This window comes from Azorhizobium caulinodans ORS 571, from assembly GCF_000010525.1.
In the GTDB taxonomy this organism is placed as follows: Bacteria; Pseudomonadota; Alphaproteobacteria; order Rhizobiales; family Xanthobacteraceae; genus Azorhizobium; species Azorhizobium caulinodans.
The window spans coordinates 4,083,018-4,100,919 of the sequence record NC_009937.1 but is presented as its reverse complement, the minus strand read 5'-3'; the positions used below and the strand labels follow the sequence as shown (position 1 = coordinate 4,100,919).

The 17,902-nt window shown below is 64.5% G+C and carries 22 protein-coding genes and 1 tRNA gene; 15 read left to right on the top strand and 8 right to left on the bottom strand.

The features are described 5' to 3' along the window. Window positions 1-16 precede the first annotated feature (16 nt). From AZC_RS18390 to AZC_RS18365, 7 genes are all read left to right on the top strand, one after another. Window positions 17-805 (top strand): hypothetical protein, encoded by a 789-nt coding sequence (locus tag AZC_RS18390; RefSeq protein WP_012172096.1) that lies wholly within the window; start codon window positions 17-19, stop codon window positions 803-805. Between the two features lie 230 nt (window positions 806-1,035). Next, entirely contained in the window at window positions 1,036-1,233 is a 198-nt protein-coding gene (locus tag AZC_RS25990; RefSeq protein WP_148209878.1) for a hypothetical protein, read from the top strand. Between the two features lie 183 nt (window positions 1,234-1,416). Next, window positions 1,417-1,578: a hypothetical protein gene (locus tag AZC_RS25760; protein WP_158304138.1), complete on the top strand. Its 162-nt coding sequence runs from the start codon at window positions 1,417-1,419 to the stop codon at window positions 1,576-1,578. Between the two features lie 8 nt (window positions 1,579-1,586). Further along, on the top strand, window positions 1,587-1,979 hold the full coding sequence (locus AZC_RS18380) for a hypothetical protein (RefSeq protein ID WP_043879570.1): 393 nt from the start codon (window positions 1,587-1,589) through the stop codon (window positions 1,977-1,979). 399 nt (window positions 1,980-2,378) lie between these two features. After that, a complete protein-coding gene (locus tag AZC_RS18375; protein WP_043879569.1) occupies window positions 2,379-2,711 on the top strand; it encodes a MarR family winged helix-turn-helix transcriptional regulator in 333 nt (110 codons plus the stop codon). Continuing rightward, window positions 2,711-3,757: a tyrosine-type recombinase/integrase gene (locus AZC_RS18370; protein ID WP_081434042.1), complete on the top strand. Its 1,047-nt coding sequence runs from the start codon at window positions 2,711-2,713 to the stop codon at window positions 3,755-3,757. The genes AZC_RS18375 and AZC_RS18370 overlap by 1 nt, the downstream gene beginning before the upstream one ends. A gap of 105 nt (window positions 3,758-3,862) precedes the next feature. Then, window positions 3,863-3,951, top strand: a tRNA-Leu gene (locus AZC_RS18365). Between the two features lie 218 nt (window positions 3,952-4,169). Here AZC_RS18365 and AZC_RS18360 read toward each other — a convergent pair. Continuing rightward, window positions 4,170-4,568: a hypothetical protein gene (locus AZC_RS18360; RefSeq protein WP_043879568.1), complete on the bottom strand. Its 399-nt coding sequence runs from the start codon at window positions 4,566-4,568 to the stop codon at window positions 4,170-4,172. A gap of 298 nt (window positions 4,569-4,866) precedes the next feature. Between AZC_RS18360 and AZC_RS18355 the strand changes: the two genes are divergently transcribed. After that, the gene (locus tag AZC_RS18355) at window positions 4,867-5,247 is read left to right on the top strand and encodes a hypothetical protein (protein WP_012172091.1); all 381 of its coding nucleotides are present in this window, start codon (window positions 4,867-4,869) and stop codon (window positions 5,245-5,247) included. 72 nt (window positions 5,248-5,319) lie between these two features. On the opposite strand, the gene AZC_RS18350 is transcribed toward AZC_RS18355, so the two are convergent. Further along, a complete protein-coding gene (locus tag AZC_RS18350) occupies window positions 5,320-6,819 on the bottom strand; it encodes an amino acid permease (RefSeq protein ID WP_162470325.1) in 1,500 nt (499 codons plus the stop codon). 215 nt (window positions 6,820-7,034) lie between these two features. Here AZC_RS18350 and AZC_RS18345 point away from each other — a divergent pair, with 215 nt between their 5' ends. Continuing rightward, window positions 7,035-8,348, top strand: a complete 1,314-nt coding sequence (locus AZC_RS18345) for a GGDEF domain-containing protein (RefSeq protein WP_012172089.1) — start codon at window positions 7,035-7,037, stop codon at window positions 8,346-8,348. A gap of 9 nt (window positions 8,349-8,357) precedes the next feature. Here AZC_RS18345 and eutC read toward each other — a convergent pair whose 3' ends face one another. Further along, complete coding sequence (gene eutC / locus AZC_RS18340; RefSeq protein ID WP_012172088.1) at window positions 8,358-9,131, bottom strand: ethanolamine ammonia-lyase subunit EutC; 774 nt, start codon at window positions 9,129-9,131, stop codon at window positions 8,358-8,360. Continuing rightward, a complete protein-coding gene (locus AZC_RS18335) occupies window positions 9,128-10,516 on the bottom strand; it encodes an ethanolamine ammonia-lyase subunit EutB (RefSeq protein ID WP_012172087.1) in 1,389 nt (462 codons plus the stop codon). Before AZC_RS18335 ends, eutC begins: the two co-directional genes overlap by 4 nt. A gap of 194 nt (window positions 10,517-10,710) precedes the next feature. On the opposite strand from AZC_RS18335, the gene AZC_RS25555 reads away from it, so the two are divergent. The 5 genes from AZC_RS25555 to AZC_RS18315 all read left to right on the top strand — a co-directional run bounded on the left by AZC_RS25555 (window position 10,711) and on the right by AZC_RS18315 (window position 13,066). Then, on the top strand, window positions 10,711-11,565 hold the full coding sequence (locus AZC_RS25555) for a hypothetical protein (RefSeq protein WP_148209876.1): 855 nt from the start codon (window positions 10,711-10,713) through the stop codon (window positions 11,563-11,565). A gap of 20 nt (window positions 11,566-11,585) precedes the next feature. Beyond that, window positions 11,586-11,933, top strand: coding sequence for a DUF2019 domain-containing protein (locus AZC_RS18330; RefSeq protein WP_052285993.1), 348 nt, complete (start codon window positions 11,586-11,588; stop codon window positions 11,931-11,933). 6 nt (window positions 11,934-11,939) lie between these two features. Next, window positions 11,940-12,311: a DUF2019 domain-containing protein gene (locus AZC_RS18325; RefSeq protein ID WP_012172084.1), complete on the top strand. Its 372-nt coding sequence runs from the start codon at window positions 11,940-11,942 to the stop codon at window positions 12,309-12,311. A gap of 39 nt (window positions 12,312-12,350) precedes the next feature. Next, on the top strand, window positions 12,351-12,689 hold the full coding sequence (locus AZC_RS18320) for a DUF2019 domain-containing protein (RefSeq protein WP_158304136.1): 339 nt from the start codon (window positions 12,351-12,353) through the stop codon (window positions 12,687-12,689). Between the two features lie 80 nt (window positions 12,690-12,769). Beyond that, the gene (locus tag AZC_RS18315; protein WP_052285991.1) at window positions 12,770-13,066 is read left to right on the top strand and encodes a DUF2019 domain-containing protein; all 297 of its coding nucleotides are present in this window, start codon (window positions 12,770-12,772) and stop codon (window positions 13,064-13,066) included. Window positions 13,067-13,104: 38 nt separating this feature from the next. Here the strand turns inward: AZC_RS18315 and AZC_RS18310 are convergent, their stop codons facing one another. From AZC_RS18310 to AZC_RS18295, 4 genes are all read right to left on the bottom strand, one after another. Further along, complete coding sequence (locus AZC_RS18310) at window positions 13,105-14,310, bottom strand: FAD-dependent oxidoreductase (RefSeq protein WP_012172082.1); 1,206 nt, start codon at window positions 14,308-14,310, stop codon at window positions 13,105-13,107. A gap of 207 nt (window positions 14,311-14,517) precedes the next feature. After that, complete coding sequence (locus AZC_RS18305; protein WP_012172081.1) at window positions 14,518-15,735, bottom strand: acyl-CoA dehydrogenase; 1,218 nt, start codon at window positions 15,733-15,735, stop codon at window positions 14,518-14,520. 133 nt (window positions 15,736-15,868) lie between these two features. Next, window positions 15,869-16,327 (bottom strand): NUDIX domain-containing protein, encoded by a 459-nt coding sequence (locus AZC_RS18300; RefSeq protein ID WP_043880491.1) that lies wholly within the window; start codon window positions 16,325-16,327, stop codon window positions 15,869-15,871. 43 nt (window positions 16,328-16,370) lie between these two features. Continuing rightward, on the bottom strand, window positions 16,371-16,973 hold the full coding sequence (locus tag AZC_RS18295) for a glutathione S-transferase family protein (RefSeq protein ID WP_012172079.1): 603 nt from the start codon (window positions 16,971-16,973) through the stop codon (window positions 16,371-16,373). Window positions 16,974-17,366: 393 nt separating this feature from the next. Here AZC_RS18295 and AZC_RS18290 point away from each other — a divergent pair, with 393 nt between their 5' ends. After that, window positions 17,367-17,801, top strand: a complete 435-nt coding sequence (locus tag AZC_RS18290; RefSeq protein WP_012172078.1) for a MarR family winged helix-turn-helix transcriptional regulator — start codon at window positions 17,367-17,369, stop codon at window positions 17,799-17,801. Window positions 17,802-17,902: the final 101 nt, after the last annotated feature.

Here is a 17,902-nt window from a genome sequence, read left to right as displayed (position 1 = left end):
ATAGAGGAGCTAGATCATGCTCGATAACGTCGATGCCGCCGAGACCTCCAACAACGGAAACGCTGGCTTCGATCCGGGCACGAACCACAACTTCCTGAGCGACTGCGCGGCCACGATCCTTGAGCGGTACGCTCGGGCCAAGTCAGCCACCAAGTCCAGCTTGGAAGACCTGCGGGTTGTGGGGGAGCGGCTGAACGAGGCCAAGGAAGTTCTGGTCGGCCAGAAGGGCGCGTTCGGCCAGTGGTGCGAGGCCCAAAACTTCCCATTCGACAAGACTTGGCGTGCCCGTCTCATGAAGCTTGCGGCCAACTGGTCCGCGATCATGGAGGCCGTCGAGGCGCTGCCCGAAGACAAGCGGAAGTGGTCCGTGGATGGCGTGCTTGCCATCTGGCAGGCGGCTGAGCGGGCGAAGAACGAACCCGAGGGTGACAATGCCGGGGAAGGGGCTGGCGAGGGTGGCGAGAAGCCGCAGCGCCAGCGCAAGGAAACCGAGGCCGAACGTCTCCGCCGGCAACTGGCGGAAGCGCTGGCAGAGATCGAACGTCTCCGGGGAGAAGTCGAGGCCCTGAAGGGTGTGGGCTCCAAGGCGAAGACCGAGGAACCCAAGGCCAAGGCGAAGGCTGATCCGAAGGCGGAAGCCAAGGTTGACGCCGCGACCAAGGCCAGAGCCCGCAAGGTGTGGGGCCTCTACACCAAGGGGGCCACGGAGGGCGAGAAGGCCGCAGCCAAGGCCCGGCTGGATGAGATGGCAGCCAAGAGCGGTTTGCCCTTCGATGCCTTCGTTGCAGCCTGCGGGCTGGCTTAATGCGCCGTGACGGTTCCACTTCTGGGACCGTCCCGCGTCTGGACCTGATGCCGGTCCACTGATGAGCCCATGGCAGGGCGAAACGCGAGAGAAGACCGATGCAGCGATGGGAGTATTTCAAGGCACGGGGTCGCACCTATGCCGTCCCCTACTGCCACCCGAGCCGTCCCGTCGAGGGATGGGTGAAGGACCGTAAAGGGCTGCGCCCGATGCGGACGAAGCCGCGATACATGCGGCTGACGCAAACGCTCATAACCGAGGATGAGGCCAGACGCCGCGCCCCTGATCTGGTGGCGGTGATCGAGGAAGAGGTTGTCGCCCTTCTCGAAGCCCTTGGGGATCTAGAGGCCGAGCTTGTGGCCGAACGGACCAAGGCGACCGAGGCTCTGGCACTCGTCGAAACCCTGCGCCTGCCAAAAGTGGAGTGACTGCACCCATGGGCAGTGACGCCACCTTGAACGGTAAAGCTCAAGTGCGGTCTTCGTAATATACCACCGCAAACATTACCAGAATGCAGATCAGAGTAGCTCCGATCACGGAAACTGAGGCGAGGGCGTGCATTTTCGGCCCTTTCCCCTAGGCGGATTGTTGCGGAACTTCGAGGAGTCTAAATGAATATGTTCGATGTCGAAAGTCCATCACCAATAAAATACGCCAAGACGTTGATGGGTATGGTGGAAATTATTCGTGGCGCGAGGGGTATCGACGATAATCCCAGAAGCGTAGCCGGCAATGAGCCGCCAAACCTCGATGTCCGGCGACAGGTGGAGTGACTGCACCGATGGACGGAACGCACACGCTCACCCAGCTTCAGGAGGACAATGCGTCCCTGATTGCCGCCGTCGAGGCCCTTGAAGCCGAGATCGTGGAGGAGCGCCGTAAGGCAATGGAGGCCGAACGCACGGCCGCCAAGCTTGAGAGGGACTTCGCAACCGCACAAGCTGAATTGGAGAAGGCGAGCCGGGAGATCGAGTCCAAGGAAGGACGCATCGGCGAGCTTGAGGATGAGGCCAATGAATTGCGGGGACAGGTCGAGCGTCTTGAGGAGGAGCTAAATACCGGAGCAGTGATCGACTGCTTGACGGACTACCTCGTGAGCCTCGGCTATCCCTCGCGGCCGAATTTAGTCAATGATTACAACCTACAAAAGTTGATCGACACCGTCTTGACGTAGGGGGACGAGTGGACCACCTGATGAGGCCGTAGGGCCGAAACCTAGAGGGGTACCGCAACACCCCTCGACGGTCGTGGTCGAAGGTTCGGCTCTGGCTGGGGATGCCGGGAGGGCCGTTACCCCGTGAACCGCAGATGGACGCTGTGAATTAACAGGGTGCCCGTCTGATTGACCAAGACGCGCGGCCTGCCTGCTGGGGGCTCGGGCATAGAAAGGGGTTGTTAATCATGCGGGGGTACCGCTATCTGCGATTGTTCTCTGTTCTGGAACTGTTCTGTGAATGGGACAGTGACGCCGAGATCGAGTTTTGTTACTCTCGGGAGGACGGCGTCCTAGAAGTGGTGGCTGGCCCGCTGTACATCTCGCTCAATCGTCCGAGAACTCGGCTTGAGGCTTCCAATGTCAAATCAATCCTCGCTTACGAAAGCCATCCTGTTTGTGGAGGAGTTTCGCAAGATCGACCCCGAATTACCGATGCAGGTGGCGCTAATCCTCCTACTGGTGGCCCGAAAGCCGGGGACGAATTTGAAAGAACTGGTTCAGGCGACCGGACTCGGCAAGTCGAGCGTGTCGCGTAACATTGCCGCTCTGTCCAAGGAGCACGGCAAGGGCCTCATAACCTACTCCGAAGACCTTCTAGACCGCCGGAACAAGGTGTGCAGGCTCACCCCCGAGGGGGAGCGGGTGGTCCGCTCCCTCCTTCACTACGTTGGAGAGAAGGAGGCCGCATAATGGCAGTGAGACCAAGAGGTGGCTCTTGGCAGGCGGACATCACAGTCAAGGGCCAGCGCTATCGAGAGACGTTCGACAGCGAGGCTGAAGCTAAGGCGTGGGAACTGAATGCCCGCGCCGCAGCGGTCAAAGGCGAGCCTATTCCGCGCCCAATTGCTCCCTCAAAGGGGACTGATGCACCAAGGGGACAGTCCCGCGAGGACGGTGCATTGACCCTGAGCGCGGTCATGTGGAAGGCATACGACAAGTTCTGGAAGGGTGGCCGGAGCGATGCGAAGGCTGCCGTCAACATCCGGCAGGCCGAGGCATATTTCGGCAAGGACTGCCCGGTATCGCGGATCGACACCGACGCAATCGACGGTTTCGTTGCCGACTGCATCGCCAAGCGCAACAGCAACGGCACGGTCAACCGCAAGCTGGCGATCCTGTCCAAGTCCCTGCGCTATGCGTTCGACCGGGGGCTCATCCCCAAGATGCCCAAGATCGACCGCAAGAGCGAGGGCGTGGGCCGCTTCCGGTGGCTGGATGAGGACGAGGAGAAGGCCCTTCTGGACACCTTCCGCTCATGGGGGAAGGACGACCACGCCGAGGTCATCGAGACCCTGATTGATACAGGGATGCGCCCGAGCGAGCTTTACCGGCTCACCCCTCGCGACGTGGACCTGAAGACAGGGGCCATCATGATCTGGATGACCAAGACCGACAATCCGCGCACGGTCTATGCGACCAAGCGGGTGAAGGCGATCCTTCAGCGGCGCATCGGTGCAGTCACTGCACCGACCGAGAAGCTATTCCCCTACGATAACTTCTGGATGCGCCATACATGGGACCGGGCGCGTCTGCACCTTGGGATGGAGAACGATCCCCATTTCGTTCCCTACATCTGCCGGCACACCTGCGCGTCCCGGCTGGTGCAGCGGGGCGTTCCGATCAACGTGGTCAAGGAATGGCTGGGCCATACCTCGATCCAGATGACCATGCGGTATGCTTTCCTTGCTCCGAAGAACCTCATGAGCGCTGCGAGCGTCTTGGAGGCTGCGGAATAAGGTGCTAGAGGGCACCGCAGGTACACCTGAGTCTCTTGAGGTGTACCGATTTGTGACCGTGACGGACACGTCACGGGACCTGTGACCGGGCAGCCGGTCTGTGACGCGGGCGTGGCGAAACTGGTAAACGCAGCGGACTTAAAATTCGCCGCCCTTTCAATGGCTTGCGGGTTCGAGCCCCGCCGCCCGCACCAGTCACAGACCCGCCCTCAGTACCCTTAAAATGCCTCGCCTTCTGGGCGTGCGGGTTCGAGTCCCGCCGTCCGCACCACCTGCCCCGAAGCCGTAGCAATCGTCACCATGCCGGACGGCTATCGGATGGCCGCTTCCTGTCGTCCAGGATGCAGCAACCGGCCGCCTGATCGCGGCCGGAGTGGGGGCAGTTCGACCCGCCTCGGGCCGTTGGCCGCTCCTACGCTGCGCGCTGGAGCGGATAGGGCTCGACTCCGGGCTCGGCCGGCTTCTGCGCCGCAGACAGCAGCTTGGTCTGGATCAGGCTGGCGATCTCCAGCCATTCCGTGTTCCACGCCATGGCGGACTGCTGGAGGAAGGCGAGTTCCTTCGAGGCCAGATTGGCGGGTCCGTCCTCTCGGGAGAGGTCGGTGAACAGGTTGAGCTGCGCCTGAACCTGGCCGGCCGTGAATTTCTGCAGATGCGTCGCGACCTCAAGAGGGGTTTCCACCCAGAAGCTCTGCACCGCCGACATGGGCCACGCCAGCGGGCCGGCACCGGGATGGAGCTTCAGCAGGTTCTGCTGGAAAGCGCGCAGGTTGTCCTGCCACTGGTTGGTGAAAGCGAAAGCGTCACTCATGGCCATCCTCCTCACGCGAGACGGCGAGGTTAACACATCCCGACGGGCGCGGGTTGCGGAGGATCAATTTATTTCGCCGTTTGTTACAGTGTGAGCCAAAATCGCGAGCGGTTGCTTCCTGGCATTCTGTATTTCCGGAAACTGCATTGCCGACGATTGAATTCGTGAAGTAAGCGAGCCTGCGTAATTCTCCCGAGTTGCGGTTCCGCCTCCGCTGTCCATCTAAGAGGCAGGCGCGCTCACGGGCCTGTGCCGTTCCCGGCAGTGGCGGGGAGACGCGCGGCAAGGGAGATGAGACATGACCGGGCTTCCCCATGGTTTCAAGGAAGTGCGGCTGGAACTGGCACGCGAGAAGGATCATCCGGAAGGCGCGCGCAATTTCGGCTATGTCTTCGTGGCGCCGCTCGATGCCAATGGCCAGATCGACCACGATCAATGGGCCGCCCATCGCGACGCGTGCCGGGTCGTTCGCTTTCGCCCCGACGAGACCGACGAGAAGGGGCATCTCGTGCGCAAGCCGGGCGGCAGCTGGGCCTTCCGCTATGACATCACCGGCGATGACGAGGACGAGGCCGGCTACCGCTTCAATGACGAGCGGTTCGTCGTCGGCGAATATGTCTCGCTGAAGGAGGAAGAGGCGTTCCATACCTTCCGCGTGGTGTCGGTCGAGCCGGTGTGAGCGTGCCTGTCTGATCCCTGCCGGCGCGCTCGGCCCAGCGCGGTGGCTGGGCCGAGGCAGTTGTTTTGAAAGTCAATAGCTCTTGTATTCCGAGGTGCCGCCGGAGAGGGCGAACTCCTCCTCCGGCGAGAGCACCAGCTTGTGCCGTCCGTGCAGGGCGAAATAGGCGATGCCGATGGCGAACCAGATGGCGACGCCGATGACGCCGGCCCGGTAGGTCGGGTCGGAGAGCTGGAAGTAGATGGTCACGAGCGCTATGAGGATGGTGGCCACTGCGCCCGGAATGCCGAAGGGGCTCGTGTAGGGCCGCTCCACATGGGGCATGTTCTTCCGCATGCGGATGAAGGAGATGGCCTGCATCACGTAAGAGAGCATGGCGCCGAACACCGCCATGTTGAGCAGCGTGCCGCCAATGGCCGCAGAGCCGGCATCCGCGCCCAGTGAGAACCAGATCACCAGCATGATGGCGAGGCCGACGACGGCGCCCGCCGCCATCGCCACGTGCGGGGTCTTGCGCGAGCCGTGGGTGACGGACAGGCCGCGCGGGAAGTAGCCGGCCCGGGAGAGCGAATAGATCTGCCGGCCCTGCGCATAGATGATGGTGTGGAAGGAGGCGATGAGGCCGATCACCGCCACCAGCGCCAGCAGTTGCGCGATGCCGGTGCCATAGATGGCCTTGAAGCCGTCGAGCAGAGGCTCGGTGGACGTGGAGAGGCCGAAGGCGCCTTTGGCAACGGACGAATTGAGCCACAGGATCATGAAGGCCGAGACGATGAGCGTTGCCATGCCGGCGATAATGCCGCGCGGCATGTCGGTCTTGGGATCAACCGATTCCTCGGCCGCCAGCGGCAGTTGCTCGATGGCGAGGAACAGCCACACGGCGAACGGCATGGCCGCCAGCGCCCCGCCGATGCCGAAGGGCAGGAAGGGGCCGCCGCCATTCGGCAGCTCCACCGCCGTGCCGTCCGGCCCCACGCCCATGTTGAGCGCCCAGCGGGAGAAGTCCATCACCGGCAGCGCCGAGACCCAGAAGGCGACGAGGCAGGCCAGGGCCGCCAGCGTCACCACCAGCGTGACGCGGAAGGAGAGCTCGACGCCCACCACGTTCAGCCCGACGAAGATGATGTAGCCGAAAATCCAGTAGACCGGCTGGAATGATGTTGGTGTGCCGAAGATGGAGCCCATATAGGCGCCGATGAAGGACACCACGACCGCCGGCGTGATGACATATTCCACATTCTCGCACAGGCCGGTGACGAAGCCGCCCCACGGACCCATGGTGGTGCGGGCGAAGGAATAGGCCGCGCCCGTGTGCGGCAGCGCCGCGGACATTTCGGCGATGGAGAAGGTGAGGCCGAGATACATGACGGCGATGATGACGGCGGCGATGAACATGCCGCCCCAGCCGCCGGAGGCGATGCCGAGGTTCCAGCCGGAGAAATGGCCGGAAATGACCGCCCCGACGCCCAGCGCCCAGAGGGACCAGACACGGGCGTGGCGCTTCAGCTTGCGCTGCTCGAAATAGGCGGTGTCGACCGTGGTGTAGCTGATGCCGGATGACGATTTGGACAGGCTACTGTCGCTCATGGCAGGTCTCCATTCGTACCGGCCGCCGCAATGAAAGAGCACCGCGCGCCGGAGGCGACGGCACTCCTGGCGGGGAGGCAGAAGATCTCAGGCAAGTTCCATGCCCGATGGAACGTGTGTTGTCGTGAAACTGTCATGACGGCATCACCATACAGTTGTAAGATATTCATCTTGTCCGTCCTCCGGCCGTCCTGGCCAGCGTGAGCTCAGCCGTGAACAAACAGGACCTGTACAGCGTCATCGCCGAGCTCCTTGACAGCATCGACGTCGCCATCTGCGTATTCGATCGAGAGGATCATACCCTTTTGTGGAACGCGACGTTTCTGCATTTTTTTCCAGAGCATGCGGGGCGCGTTCACCCTGGGGAATCCTATCGCGCGAATCTTGAACGCTTCTACCTGGGACGTCTGCCGCAGGAAGAGCGTGACAGCATCGAGCGCTATATTGACGAGGGCGTGGATCGCCATCGCCAGCAGACTCGCCCCTTCACCTTCACGCACCGGGGGCGATACCTGCGGGTGGGCTCCCTGCCGCTCCCGGACGGCGACCGCATCCGCGTCTGGCAGGAAATGGGGCGCGACATCGGGCAGGTGGAGAACCCCCCCGGCTGGACGGAATTTCCCATCGATCTGCTCGAATATCTGGCAGATGGCGCGATGGTGCTCGACAAGCATGACCGCATCATCGCCACCAACCGCGAGTTCCGCATCCTCTATGACGTGGACCCTGAGCGCTCGGTGATCGGCTGCACGCTCCATGACCTGGTGCAGGAGAGCTGGGTGCGGGCCGGCGCACCGGAGCGGGCGCGCCAGTTCAACATGCTGGAGCGGATGCGCTTCGCCGGTGTACCGTTCGAGGTGGAACTGCCCGGCGGCCGCTGGCGCCGGGTGATCGCCCATCGCACGGCCCGCGGCATCGGCTACTTCACCCATTCCGACATCACGCCGCTGAAGCAGGCGGTGAGCGACCTCTCCGCCATCGCCGCCACCGACAGCCTCACGGGTCTCGCCAACCGCCGCCACTTCGACCAGGTCTTCGACGAGGAATGGCGCCGCCGCCAGCGCGACGGCACGCTCATCGGCCTGCTTCTGATCGACGTGGACCATTTCAAGCAAGTCAATGATCAGTACGGTCACATGGTGGGGGATGCCTGCCTGCGGCGGGTGGCGCATGTGATCCGTGGGGCGCTCCTGCGCTCCGGCGACGTGGCGGCGCGCCATGGCGGCGAGGAATTCGCGGTCCTGCTGCCCGATACCGGCCTTTCCGGCGCGCAGGCGGTGGCGCGGCGCATCCGGGCAGCGCTGGCGCAGGAGGACTGGCAGGCTACCCATCCTGACCTTCGCGCCATCACCACCAGCATCGGCATCTGCGCCGGCCCGCCGGCCAGCGGTGCGACCGTCAGCGATTTCGTGCGCTGCGCCGACGCCGCCCTCTATCGCGCCAAGAATGACGGGCGCGACCGCGTGATGGAGAGCCTGCTGACGCCGCTGGAAGGCGGCAGCGTCTCGCTCTAGGACCGCAGTTCAGGCGAGGCGCAGGGGCGGACGGCCGTCCACGAGAAAGTCGTCGCTCTCGTCCTTCAGGTCCACGCCCGTCAGGCTGCGCCGGAACGCCTCCTTCAGCAGCCAGGCGAGCTTGAAGGCCGCGGCTTCATGCGACAGCCCCTCTGCCCGCACATTGGAAATGCAGTTGCGCTGGGCATCGTTGCAGCCCACTTGCGGGTTGAGCGTGAGATAGAGGCCGAGGCTGTCGGGCGAGGAGAGGCCGGGCCGCTCGCCGATCAGCACCGCCACCGCGCGCGCCTTCAGCAACTGGCCCACCTCGTCCCCCAGCGCCACCCGAGCTTCCCGAGCGACCACCACCGGGCCGGTGCGCCAGCCCTCGGAGGCGATCCACGGCTTCAGCGCGGCGAGGAAGGGCACCGCCTGCGCATGCACCGCCGCCGAAGACAGGCCGTCCGCCACGACCAGCGCCAGATCTATCGGCGCGTCCGTGCGTGCGGCGAGGCGCGTGCGGCTCTCATCCGAGAGGCGGCGGCCGAGATCGGGCCGCCGCAGATAGATGTCGCGGGCGGGCGCGGCGCTCGTCACGTCCAGCGTCTCGAAACCGAGCGCCCGCACGCCCTCTGCCGTGGCGGCGGCATCGAAGGGCGTGTGCACGGCATCGCGCGCCTGCGCATGGGCGAGCGCGAACTTCAGCACCTCGGCGGTGGGCAGGCTGGCGCCGGTGCGGCCGAGCGCAATGCGGGCGGGGGTGTGGCGGGCAAGGCCGAGCCAGGGATCGCGCTTGGTGCTCATGCCGCGCGCTCCGTGGCGAAGCCGAGCAGCGGGTGGCTGCCGGTGGCGGGCAGGAGGCGCCCGTCCGGCCCGGTGATGGCCATGCGCTCCAGCCACCCTTCGAATTCGGGCGCGCGCCTGGCGCCGAACACCTCGCGCACATAGAGCGCATCGTGGAAGGAGGTGGACTGATAGTTGAGCATCACGTCATCGGCGCCGGGAATGCCCATGATGTAGGTGACGCCCGCCGCCGCCAGCAAGGTGAGCAGCGTGTCCATGTCGTCCTGATCGGCCTCGGCATGATTGGTGTAGCAGACGTCCACGCCCAGCGGCACGCCGAGCAGCTTGCCGCAGAAATGGTCCTCCAGCCCGGCGCGGATGATCTGCTTGCCGTCATAGAGATATTCCGGCCCGATGAAGCCGACCACGGTGTTGACGAGCAGCGGCTCGAACACGCGGGCCACCCCATAGGCGCGGGCCTCCAGCGTCTGCTGGTCCACGCCGTGATGGGCATTGGCGGAGAGGGCCGAGCCCTGTCCGGTCTCGAAATACATGGCGTTCTGGCCCACGGTGCCGCGCTTCAGGGCGCGGGCGGCATCCGTGCCTTCCTTCAGCACCGCAAGGTCGATGCCGAAGGAGCGGTTTGCGGCCTCCGTGCCGGCGATGGACTGAAAGACGAGATCCACCGGCGCGCCCCGGTTCATCAGCTCGATGGACGAGGTGACGTGGGTGAGGATGCAGCTCTGGGTGGGAATGTCGAAGCGCTCGATCACTTCGGCGGTGAGTTTGATGAGCCGGTCGAGAACCGGCAGGCTGTCGGAGGCGGGATTGATGCCGATCACCGCATCGCCGCAGCCATAGAGCAGGCCGTCGAGCATGGCGGCGGAAATGCCGGCCGGGTCATCCGTGGGATGGTTGGGCTGCAGGCGCACGGCGAGCGTGCCGGGCAGGCCGATGGTGTTGCGGAAGCGCGTCACTACCCGGCATTTCTTCGCTATCAGAATGAGATCCTGATTGCGCATCAGCTTGGAGACGGCGGCCACCATCTCGGGCGTGAGACCGGGGGCGAGGCGGGCGAGGGCGGCGCTGTCCGCCGCTTCCGAGAGCAGCCAGTCCCGGAAATCGCCCACCGTGAAGGCAGAGACGGGGGCGAAGGCGGCCGCATCATGCCCGTCGATGATGAGGCGGGTCACCTCGTCGGTCTCGTAGGGCACGAGCGCCTCAGAGAGAAAGGTCTTCAGCGGCACGTCCGCCAACGCCATCTTGGCGGCGACGTTCTCCTCCGCCGTTGCGGCTGCGATGCCGGCCAGCATGTCGCCGGAGCGGGGCGGCGTCGCCTTGGCCATCAGCTCCTTCAGGTCCGCAAAGGCGAACCGCCGGCTTCCCACTTGATGGACATAGGTCATGAGGGCCTCCACGCAACTTCCGGCCCGCGGGATGCAATCCCCGTGCCTTAGGTGCGGACGTCAGCTTACCCGCGCTGGGCGGGAACGCCAGAGGGGGCGGGTTGGCCAGCGGCGCATCCAACTTTGTTCTTGAATTTGATCCTAGGAAAATATACCTTATTTCCGTCGCTGCGGAAGGCGAGGGAGGGGATGGAATGATTGCTGCCAGACACCCATGGCTGACCCGCGAAGGCAGTAGAGGAGGGAATGCCGACGATGCGCTGGAAATGCTGCGTCTGCGGTGCGATCTGGCAGCGGCCAGCTTTCTGGCGAAGGGCCTGCTTCTCGGCCAGATGTGGCGCAGGAAGGACTATGATCCCAATCAGCCCCGCAACCCGGCCGGAATGGGGAAGGAGAGTGGCCGATGGACTGACACGGGCGCATCAGGTGCGTTCCGCGAGGTCGGTGACGCCGAGGATAATCCCTATCAAGGGATGCGGAATGGCCGCCTGTTCATCGCCATCTGGCCGTCCAACGGCGGCCCGCCGCTGCAGGAACCGCCGCCTGTTATACCGCCCGTGCCTCCCCCGACATCGCGTGCGGCCATTCTGATCGCGCGTTTGGCGGCGCAGTGGGCCCTACGTGCGGCCACGGCGCTGGCGGCCGTTGCCATCGCCAATCCGGTGACGACGGCGCTCGTCATACTCGGTGTTGTCGCTGGCTTCTGGTTGTATGATTCCTATGGCGGATACATCACCTCTTATCTCGAAGGACCAAAGCCGCTGGACGAACTGCAGAAGGATGCGGCGGAGGATAGGCAGGGGACCGACGTACATCACATTGTCGAGCAGAGTTCTGTCGGAGAGCGAGGTATTCGAAAGGAAGATGTGGAAGCGCCGAGCAACAAGGTGCGAATATCTAGGTTCAAACACTGGGAAATAAATGGATATTATAGTAGATATCAGGATGAATTAAATGCGTCTCCAAGAAATTATTTGAAGGGAAAAACATTTCAGGAAAAACGTGATTTTGGTCTTCAAGTTCTTCGCGATAATGGAATTCTAAAATGACATCGAAACCAGAAATTTCTATGCGCCCCACGGACGAACTAGTTGCACTATTCATTGATCTGTCGCTGGAGATGAAGAGGGCTGACGACTGGTTAGAGAATGGTGCTTATAATCGGGCGCACAAGAAGTTGCGCGACGTAAGGGCGGAATTGCAGCGGCGTCCGGGCGACGAACGCCGTGCGTTGCTGCCTTTGCTCGCGCACCCGAACATCCAGGTTCGACTGGACGCTGCGACTGCCACTCTGGCGCTTTCGGCCGAGGCGACGGAAGCCATGCAGGGAATTGCCTCGCTTGGCTATTGTTCGCAAGCCGTCAGTGCGAAGCGCATGTTGCGCGCCATCGAGGAGGGCACTTGGACGCCGACGTGAGCCGTCATGCCTAAGCTGGGAAAACTCCAGAAGCTCTCAACGGACGAGCTTGTTGCTCTCTTCATCGACGTGTCGCTGGAGATGAAAAGGGCTGACGACTGGTTGGAGAATGGAGCTTATAATCGCGCTTACGATAAATTGGACAAGGTGATGGCCGAATTGCAGGTTCGGTCAGGGGATGGGCGATACGCCTTGCTGCCGCTGCTCACGCATCCGAACATCCAGGTGCGTCTCAACGCGGCCGTCGCAACCCTGACGCTTTCGGCCGTGGCGACGGAAGCGATGCAGGGAATTGCGTCGCTTGGCTATTGTTCGCAAGCCTTCAGTGCAAAGCGCATGTTGCGCGCCATCGAGGAGGGCACTTGGAAGCCCACGTGAGCCGTCATGCCTAAGCTCGGCAAACTCCAGAAGCTCACAATGGATGAGCTTGTCGCGCTTTTCATCGATCTGTCGCTGGAGATGAAGCGGGCTGACGATTGGATGGAGAATGGCGCGTATAATCGGGCTTACGACAAGCAGCGCAAAGTGACGGTCGAACTGCGGGCACGGCCAGGGGATGAGCGGCACGCGCTGCTACCGCTTCTGGCTCATTCAGACATCCAGGTTCGGCTCGACGCTGCGACGGCCACTTTGGCGCTTTCTCCAGCTGCGACGGAAGCGATGCGGGGAATTGCGTCACTGGGTTATTGTTGGCAAGCTGTCCGTGCAAGAAGTATGTTGCAAGCAATCGATGAGGGTTCTTGGAAACCGACGTGAATCGTCGTGTCTGAGCTATAAAACTCGCGAAGCAGTCAATAAACAAGCTTGTTGCTCTCTTCATCGACGTGTCGCTGGAGATGAAAAGGGCTGACGATTGGTTGGAGGATGCTGCTTATAATCGAGCTTACGATGAATTGGACAAGGTGATGGCCGAATTGCAGGTTCGGCCAGGGGATGAGCGACAAGCGTTGCTGCCGCTGCTGGCGCACCCGAACATCCAGGTTCGACTGGATGCTGCGATCGCAACCCTGACGCTTTCGGCCGCGGCGACGGAAGCGATGCAGGGAATTGCGTCGCTTGGCTATTGTTCGCAAGCCTTCAGTGCAAAGCGCATGTTGCGCGCCATCGAGGAGGGCACTTGGAAGCCGACGTGAGCCTTTGAGCCCAGAGCTGCGCCTCCTTCCACGACCCCCTATCCCTCCAGTCCCAGCCGCGCCAGCGGATCGCCAACGAGGCCGCTGACGATGGTCGCGAGCAGCGGGGGCAAGGGCCAGATTTTCGCGAGGGGCCCGGCAATCCAGTCGCGGGCCAGAGGCAGCAGGGTTCCGTCGGACTGGTAGACCGGCGTGAACAGCGTGCTCATGCCCTGATAGAGCCGCACATGGGCGCGCCGCAGCGCCACCGCGCGGGTGCAGGCGGCGGCCACGGTGTCGGTCTGGCGTAAAGCGAGGGCGAGCGCATAGGCGTCCAGCAGGGCCATGTTGGCGCCCTGGCCCAGTTGGGGGCTCGTGGAATGCCAGGCATCGCCGAGATGGATCAGGCCGGGTTCGGTCGGCACCGGCAGGGTGCGGTGGGCATAACGGGCGAAGGTGAGCTGGGCGGGATCGTCGATCTGCGCCAGCAGTGGCGCGATGCGGGGCCAGAGCGTCTGCGCCTCGGCCTTCCAGGGGGCGAGCCCGGCCGATCGCCACGCCTCCAGATGATCGGCGCGAAGAGACCAGAAGAAGGCCAGCTTGCGCGGCCCGTCAGGTGCCGTACGGCCGATGGGCAGCACGCCCACCATGCGGCTCGCGCGCTCATAGCGCTGCTCCAGCGCCTCGGCGTCGAAACCGGCGTCATCCACCCAGTCCAGCGTCGCCCACAAAGCGCCATAGGGCAGAGGCCGGCCGGTGGGCGGCGCCAGCGGACTGGAGGTGCCGAGCGCATCCACCACGAGATCGACGGGTGCGCTGTGCGTGCCATCCGCGAAGACCACATGCCGCCGCCCGTCCGCCGTGTGGGTGGAGGACGAGATGGGGCGCCCGGTGAAGACCGGAATGCCTTCTGCGCGCACGGCCTCGTGCAGGGTGTGGAACAGGGCCGCCCGGTGGATGCCGATGCCGCGCGGCGCGTCCGCTCCCAGCGCGTCATAGCGCACGTCGAGCACGGCGCGGCCGGACGGCTCGCTCAAGCCGAACAGGCGCTCAATGGGGGCGCCGGCTGCCGCGGTGGTGGCCTCCAGCCCCAGCGCCCGCAGCACGGCGCGGCCGGTCGGCTGGATCATCAGGCCGGATCCGACCGGCCGCGCCGTCTCGAAGCGCTCGTAGAGCGCGACGCGGTGGCCGTCGCGATGAAGGAGGAGGGCGGCGGCAAGACCGGCCGGTCCGCATCCGGCGATGGCGATGTCTCTGGGCGGCATGAAGACCTTCGGGCGGGACGAGGATCCGGACGCTAGGGCGTCCGCGTGGGAGAGACAACGGTGGCTGTCCCCTCGCGCCGAGAGCCCGTCCCTCGGCGCACAAAAAAGCCCCGGCTTCGCGGGAAGCCGGGGCGGTGTTTGTCAGGTGACGCAGGCGCCTCTGAGAATCCTTCCCGGAAGAAGGGGGGTCTCAGGAGAATAGCTTTCTCAAAAGAAAGCCTGGAGCCCGGTGATGGCGCGGCCGATGATGAGCGCGTGGATGTCGTGCGTGCCCTCGTAGGTGTTCACCGTCTCGAGGTTGGCCGCGTGACGGATCACGTGGAACTCGGCCGAGATGCCGTTGCCGCCATGCATGTCGCGGGCGACGCGGGCGATGTCGAGGGCTTTGCCGCAATTGTTGCGCTTGATGTAGGAGATGGTCTCCGGCGCCAGCTGGCCTTCGTCGAACAGGCGGCCGGCGCGCAGGCAGGCCTGCAGGCCGAAGGCGATGTCCGTGGACATGTCGGCCAGCTTCTTCTGCACCAGCTGGGTCTGCGCCAGCGGGCGGCCGAACTGCTTGCGGTCCAGCGTGTACTGGCGGGCGGCCTCGAGGCAGGCTTCCGCCGCGCCGAGCACGCCCCAGCCGATGCCGTAGCGGGCGCGGTTGAGGCAGCCGAACGGGCCCTTCAGGCCGGAGACGTTGGGCAGCAGGTTCTCTTCCGGAATCTCGACGCCTTCCAGCACGATCTCGCCGGTGATGGAGGCGCGCAGCGAGAGCTTCTTCTCGATCTTCGGGGTGGAGAAGCCCTTCATGCCGCGCTCGACGATGAAGCCGCGGATGGCATCGCCATGTGCCGCCGACTTCGCCCACACCACCGCGATGTCGGCGATGGGCGAGTTGGTGATCCACATCTTGGCGCCGGTCAGGCGGTAGCCGCCGTCAATCTTCTCGGCGCGGGTGCGCATGCCGGCCGGATCGGAGCCGGCGTCCGGCTCGGTGAGGCCGAAGCAGCCGACCCACTCGCCGGTGGCGAGCTTGGGCAGATACTTCTTGCGCTGGCTCTCGTCGCCATAGGCATAGATGGGGTGCATGACGAGCGAGGACTGCACGCTCATGGCCGAGCGATAGCCCGAATCGACCCGCTCCACCTCGCGGGCGGCAAGGCCGTAGGACACATAGCCAAGGCCGGCGCCGCCGTAATTCTCCGGAATGGTCACGCCGAGCAGGCCGAGTTCGCCCATCTCGCTCATGATCTCGCGGTCGAAGCGCTCGTCGAGATAGGCGCTGGTCACGCGCGGCAGGAGCTTCTCCTGCGCATAATCACGGGCGGTGTCGCGGACAAGGCGCTCTTCTTCCGTGAGCTGGTCCTCGAAACGGAAGGGATCGGCCCAGTCGAAAGCCGCCTTCGTGCTGGTGGCCGTCTCGGCCTTCTGAGGTTCTCCCATCTCTCGCTCCTTCTTGCCGCTCTATACCGCGATGCCGTGTGTGATGCGCTGCCGCGCGCGACGCTGCAAGCCCGAATTTCACGCGAAGGATCATACGGACACGGCGGATGCCGGATCATGCCATTTTGTTTGTCTACCAACAATCGTCCGGCGCGCGTCCGCTGGCAAGCTCCTCCAGCCGCCGCCGGGTCGAGGTGGTGGTATCGGGCGGAAGGGCGCCGAGGGGAAAGGTGCCGACCTCGGCGATCTCGAAGGTGGGGCCGGGGAGCGGCCCCTGCTCGAAATCGCCCACGCGGAAGCACACCACATGGTCGCGCCCGCCCACCCGGGGATTGAAGAAGACCCCGTGCAGCAGAAGCGGGCCGGTGGCGCGGGCATTGGCCTCTTCCATCAGCTCGCGCCGGGCGGCCGCCTCCGCCGTCTCGCCCACGTCCACCCCGCCGCCGGGCAGATGCCAGCCGGGCGTATAGGTGTGGCGCACAAGGAGCACGCGGTCGTCGCGGATGGCGATGGCCCGCACGCCCAGCGTCATGCCATGGCGCAGGCGGCGGACGAACGGGGCGATGGGAAGTAGGGAGCGGAGCAGCCACATGCCGGACATTTGCCCGCGTGGCGGCACGCGGCGCAAGGCGTCCTCAGGCGTATTCCGCCTCGATGGCGCGGGCGCGGACGAAGGCCGGGCGTTCGGCGCAGCGCGCCAGATAGGCGGTGAAGGAGGGGCGCGGCTCCAGCATCTTGAAGACCTGGATGAAATAGCCGAGGTCCGTGGCGAGCAGCGTGTCGGCGGCCGTGAACCGCTCGCCCACCAGGAAGGGATGGGTGCTGAGGCGGGCGTCCAGCACCGACATCACCTTCTCGAAGCTGCCCCAGCCGGCGGCGCTGGTGGGCAGTTCCACGCCCTTCATCTTCTGCACCAGCGCCGGCTCCACGCAGGAGGCGACGAAGATCATCCAGTGCAGGAAGGGGCCGCGCTCGGGATCGCCCAGCGGCGGGGAAAGGCCGGCCTCGGGAAAACGGTCGGCCACGTAGAGCGCGATGGCGCCGCTCTCGGCGATGGGGATGCCACGATCCACCAGCGCGGGCACCTTGCCCATGGGATTGGCGGCGAGCAACTCGGCATCGTCGATGCCGTCGCCGCCATTCAGGTCCACGCGGACCAGTTCATAGGGAGCGCCCGTCTCCTCCAGCAGCCAGAGCGTGCGGAAGGCGCGGGTTCTGGGCGACCAGAAGAGTTTCACGGCGGCGCTCCCTCAAGGTCATGTCTCAGGAGAAGAACATGACCGGCACGTCGTCGCACGTCGAGTGGGGCGCGCGGCAATCCACACCGGCATCCCGGCCGCGGCACAGGCAGCCGGCTGGCACCGCGTCCGTCGGAGGCACGGCGCTTTCGACTTCAGGTTCGGGGGAGGGAGGCCGCTGGCCATCCCGGATCTGCGGGTGAGGCGTCATGGGCAATCTCCACGGCATGCGGCCGCGTCTGTCAGGGTGGGGCGTCTGCCCCTGCATGCCAAATTAATTGCACACCAGCTAATTTGGAGCAATGCAGAATCGCGGCCCTGCCATGAAATGATTGTGTGCAACACAATTGCGTCGCGTGATATAAACAGCCGTTCACAGAGACGGCCCTTGCCATGTCCACCTTCTGCCTCGACGACCTGCTGTGCTTCGCCGTCTATTCCGCCGAACACGCCTTCACGCGCGCCTACCGCCCGCTGCTCAAGGCGCTGGATGTGACCTATCCGCAGTATCTGCTGCTGGTGCTGCTCTGGAACAAGGACGGCCAGAGCGTGAAGGAACTGGGCGAGCAGCTTCATCTGGATTCCGGCACGCTGACGCCGCTGCTCAAGCGCCTGGAGGGGGCGGGCTTCGTGCGCCGCGCCAGGAATGCGGCTGACGAGCGGGTGGTGAACATCACGCTCACGCCCGAGGGGCGGGCCTTGCAAGCCAAGGCGCAGGAGGTCCTCCAGTCCATGGGCGAGGCCATCGGCCTGTGCGCCGAGGACCGGGAAAGCCTGCGCGTCCAGCTCACGGAATTGCGCGATCGCCTGAACGCCGCCGTCGACTAGGCGGCAACGCCGCCTGCGGTCGGCCCGCCGCATTGCGACGGCGGGCGAAACGTGGCACTGCCTCCCCCGCGCCGAGATGGCGCAATGGTTTTCCTTGCCGC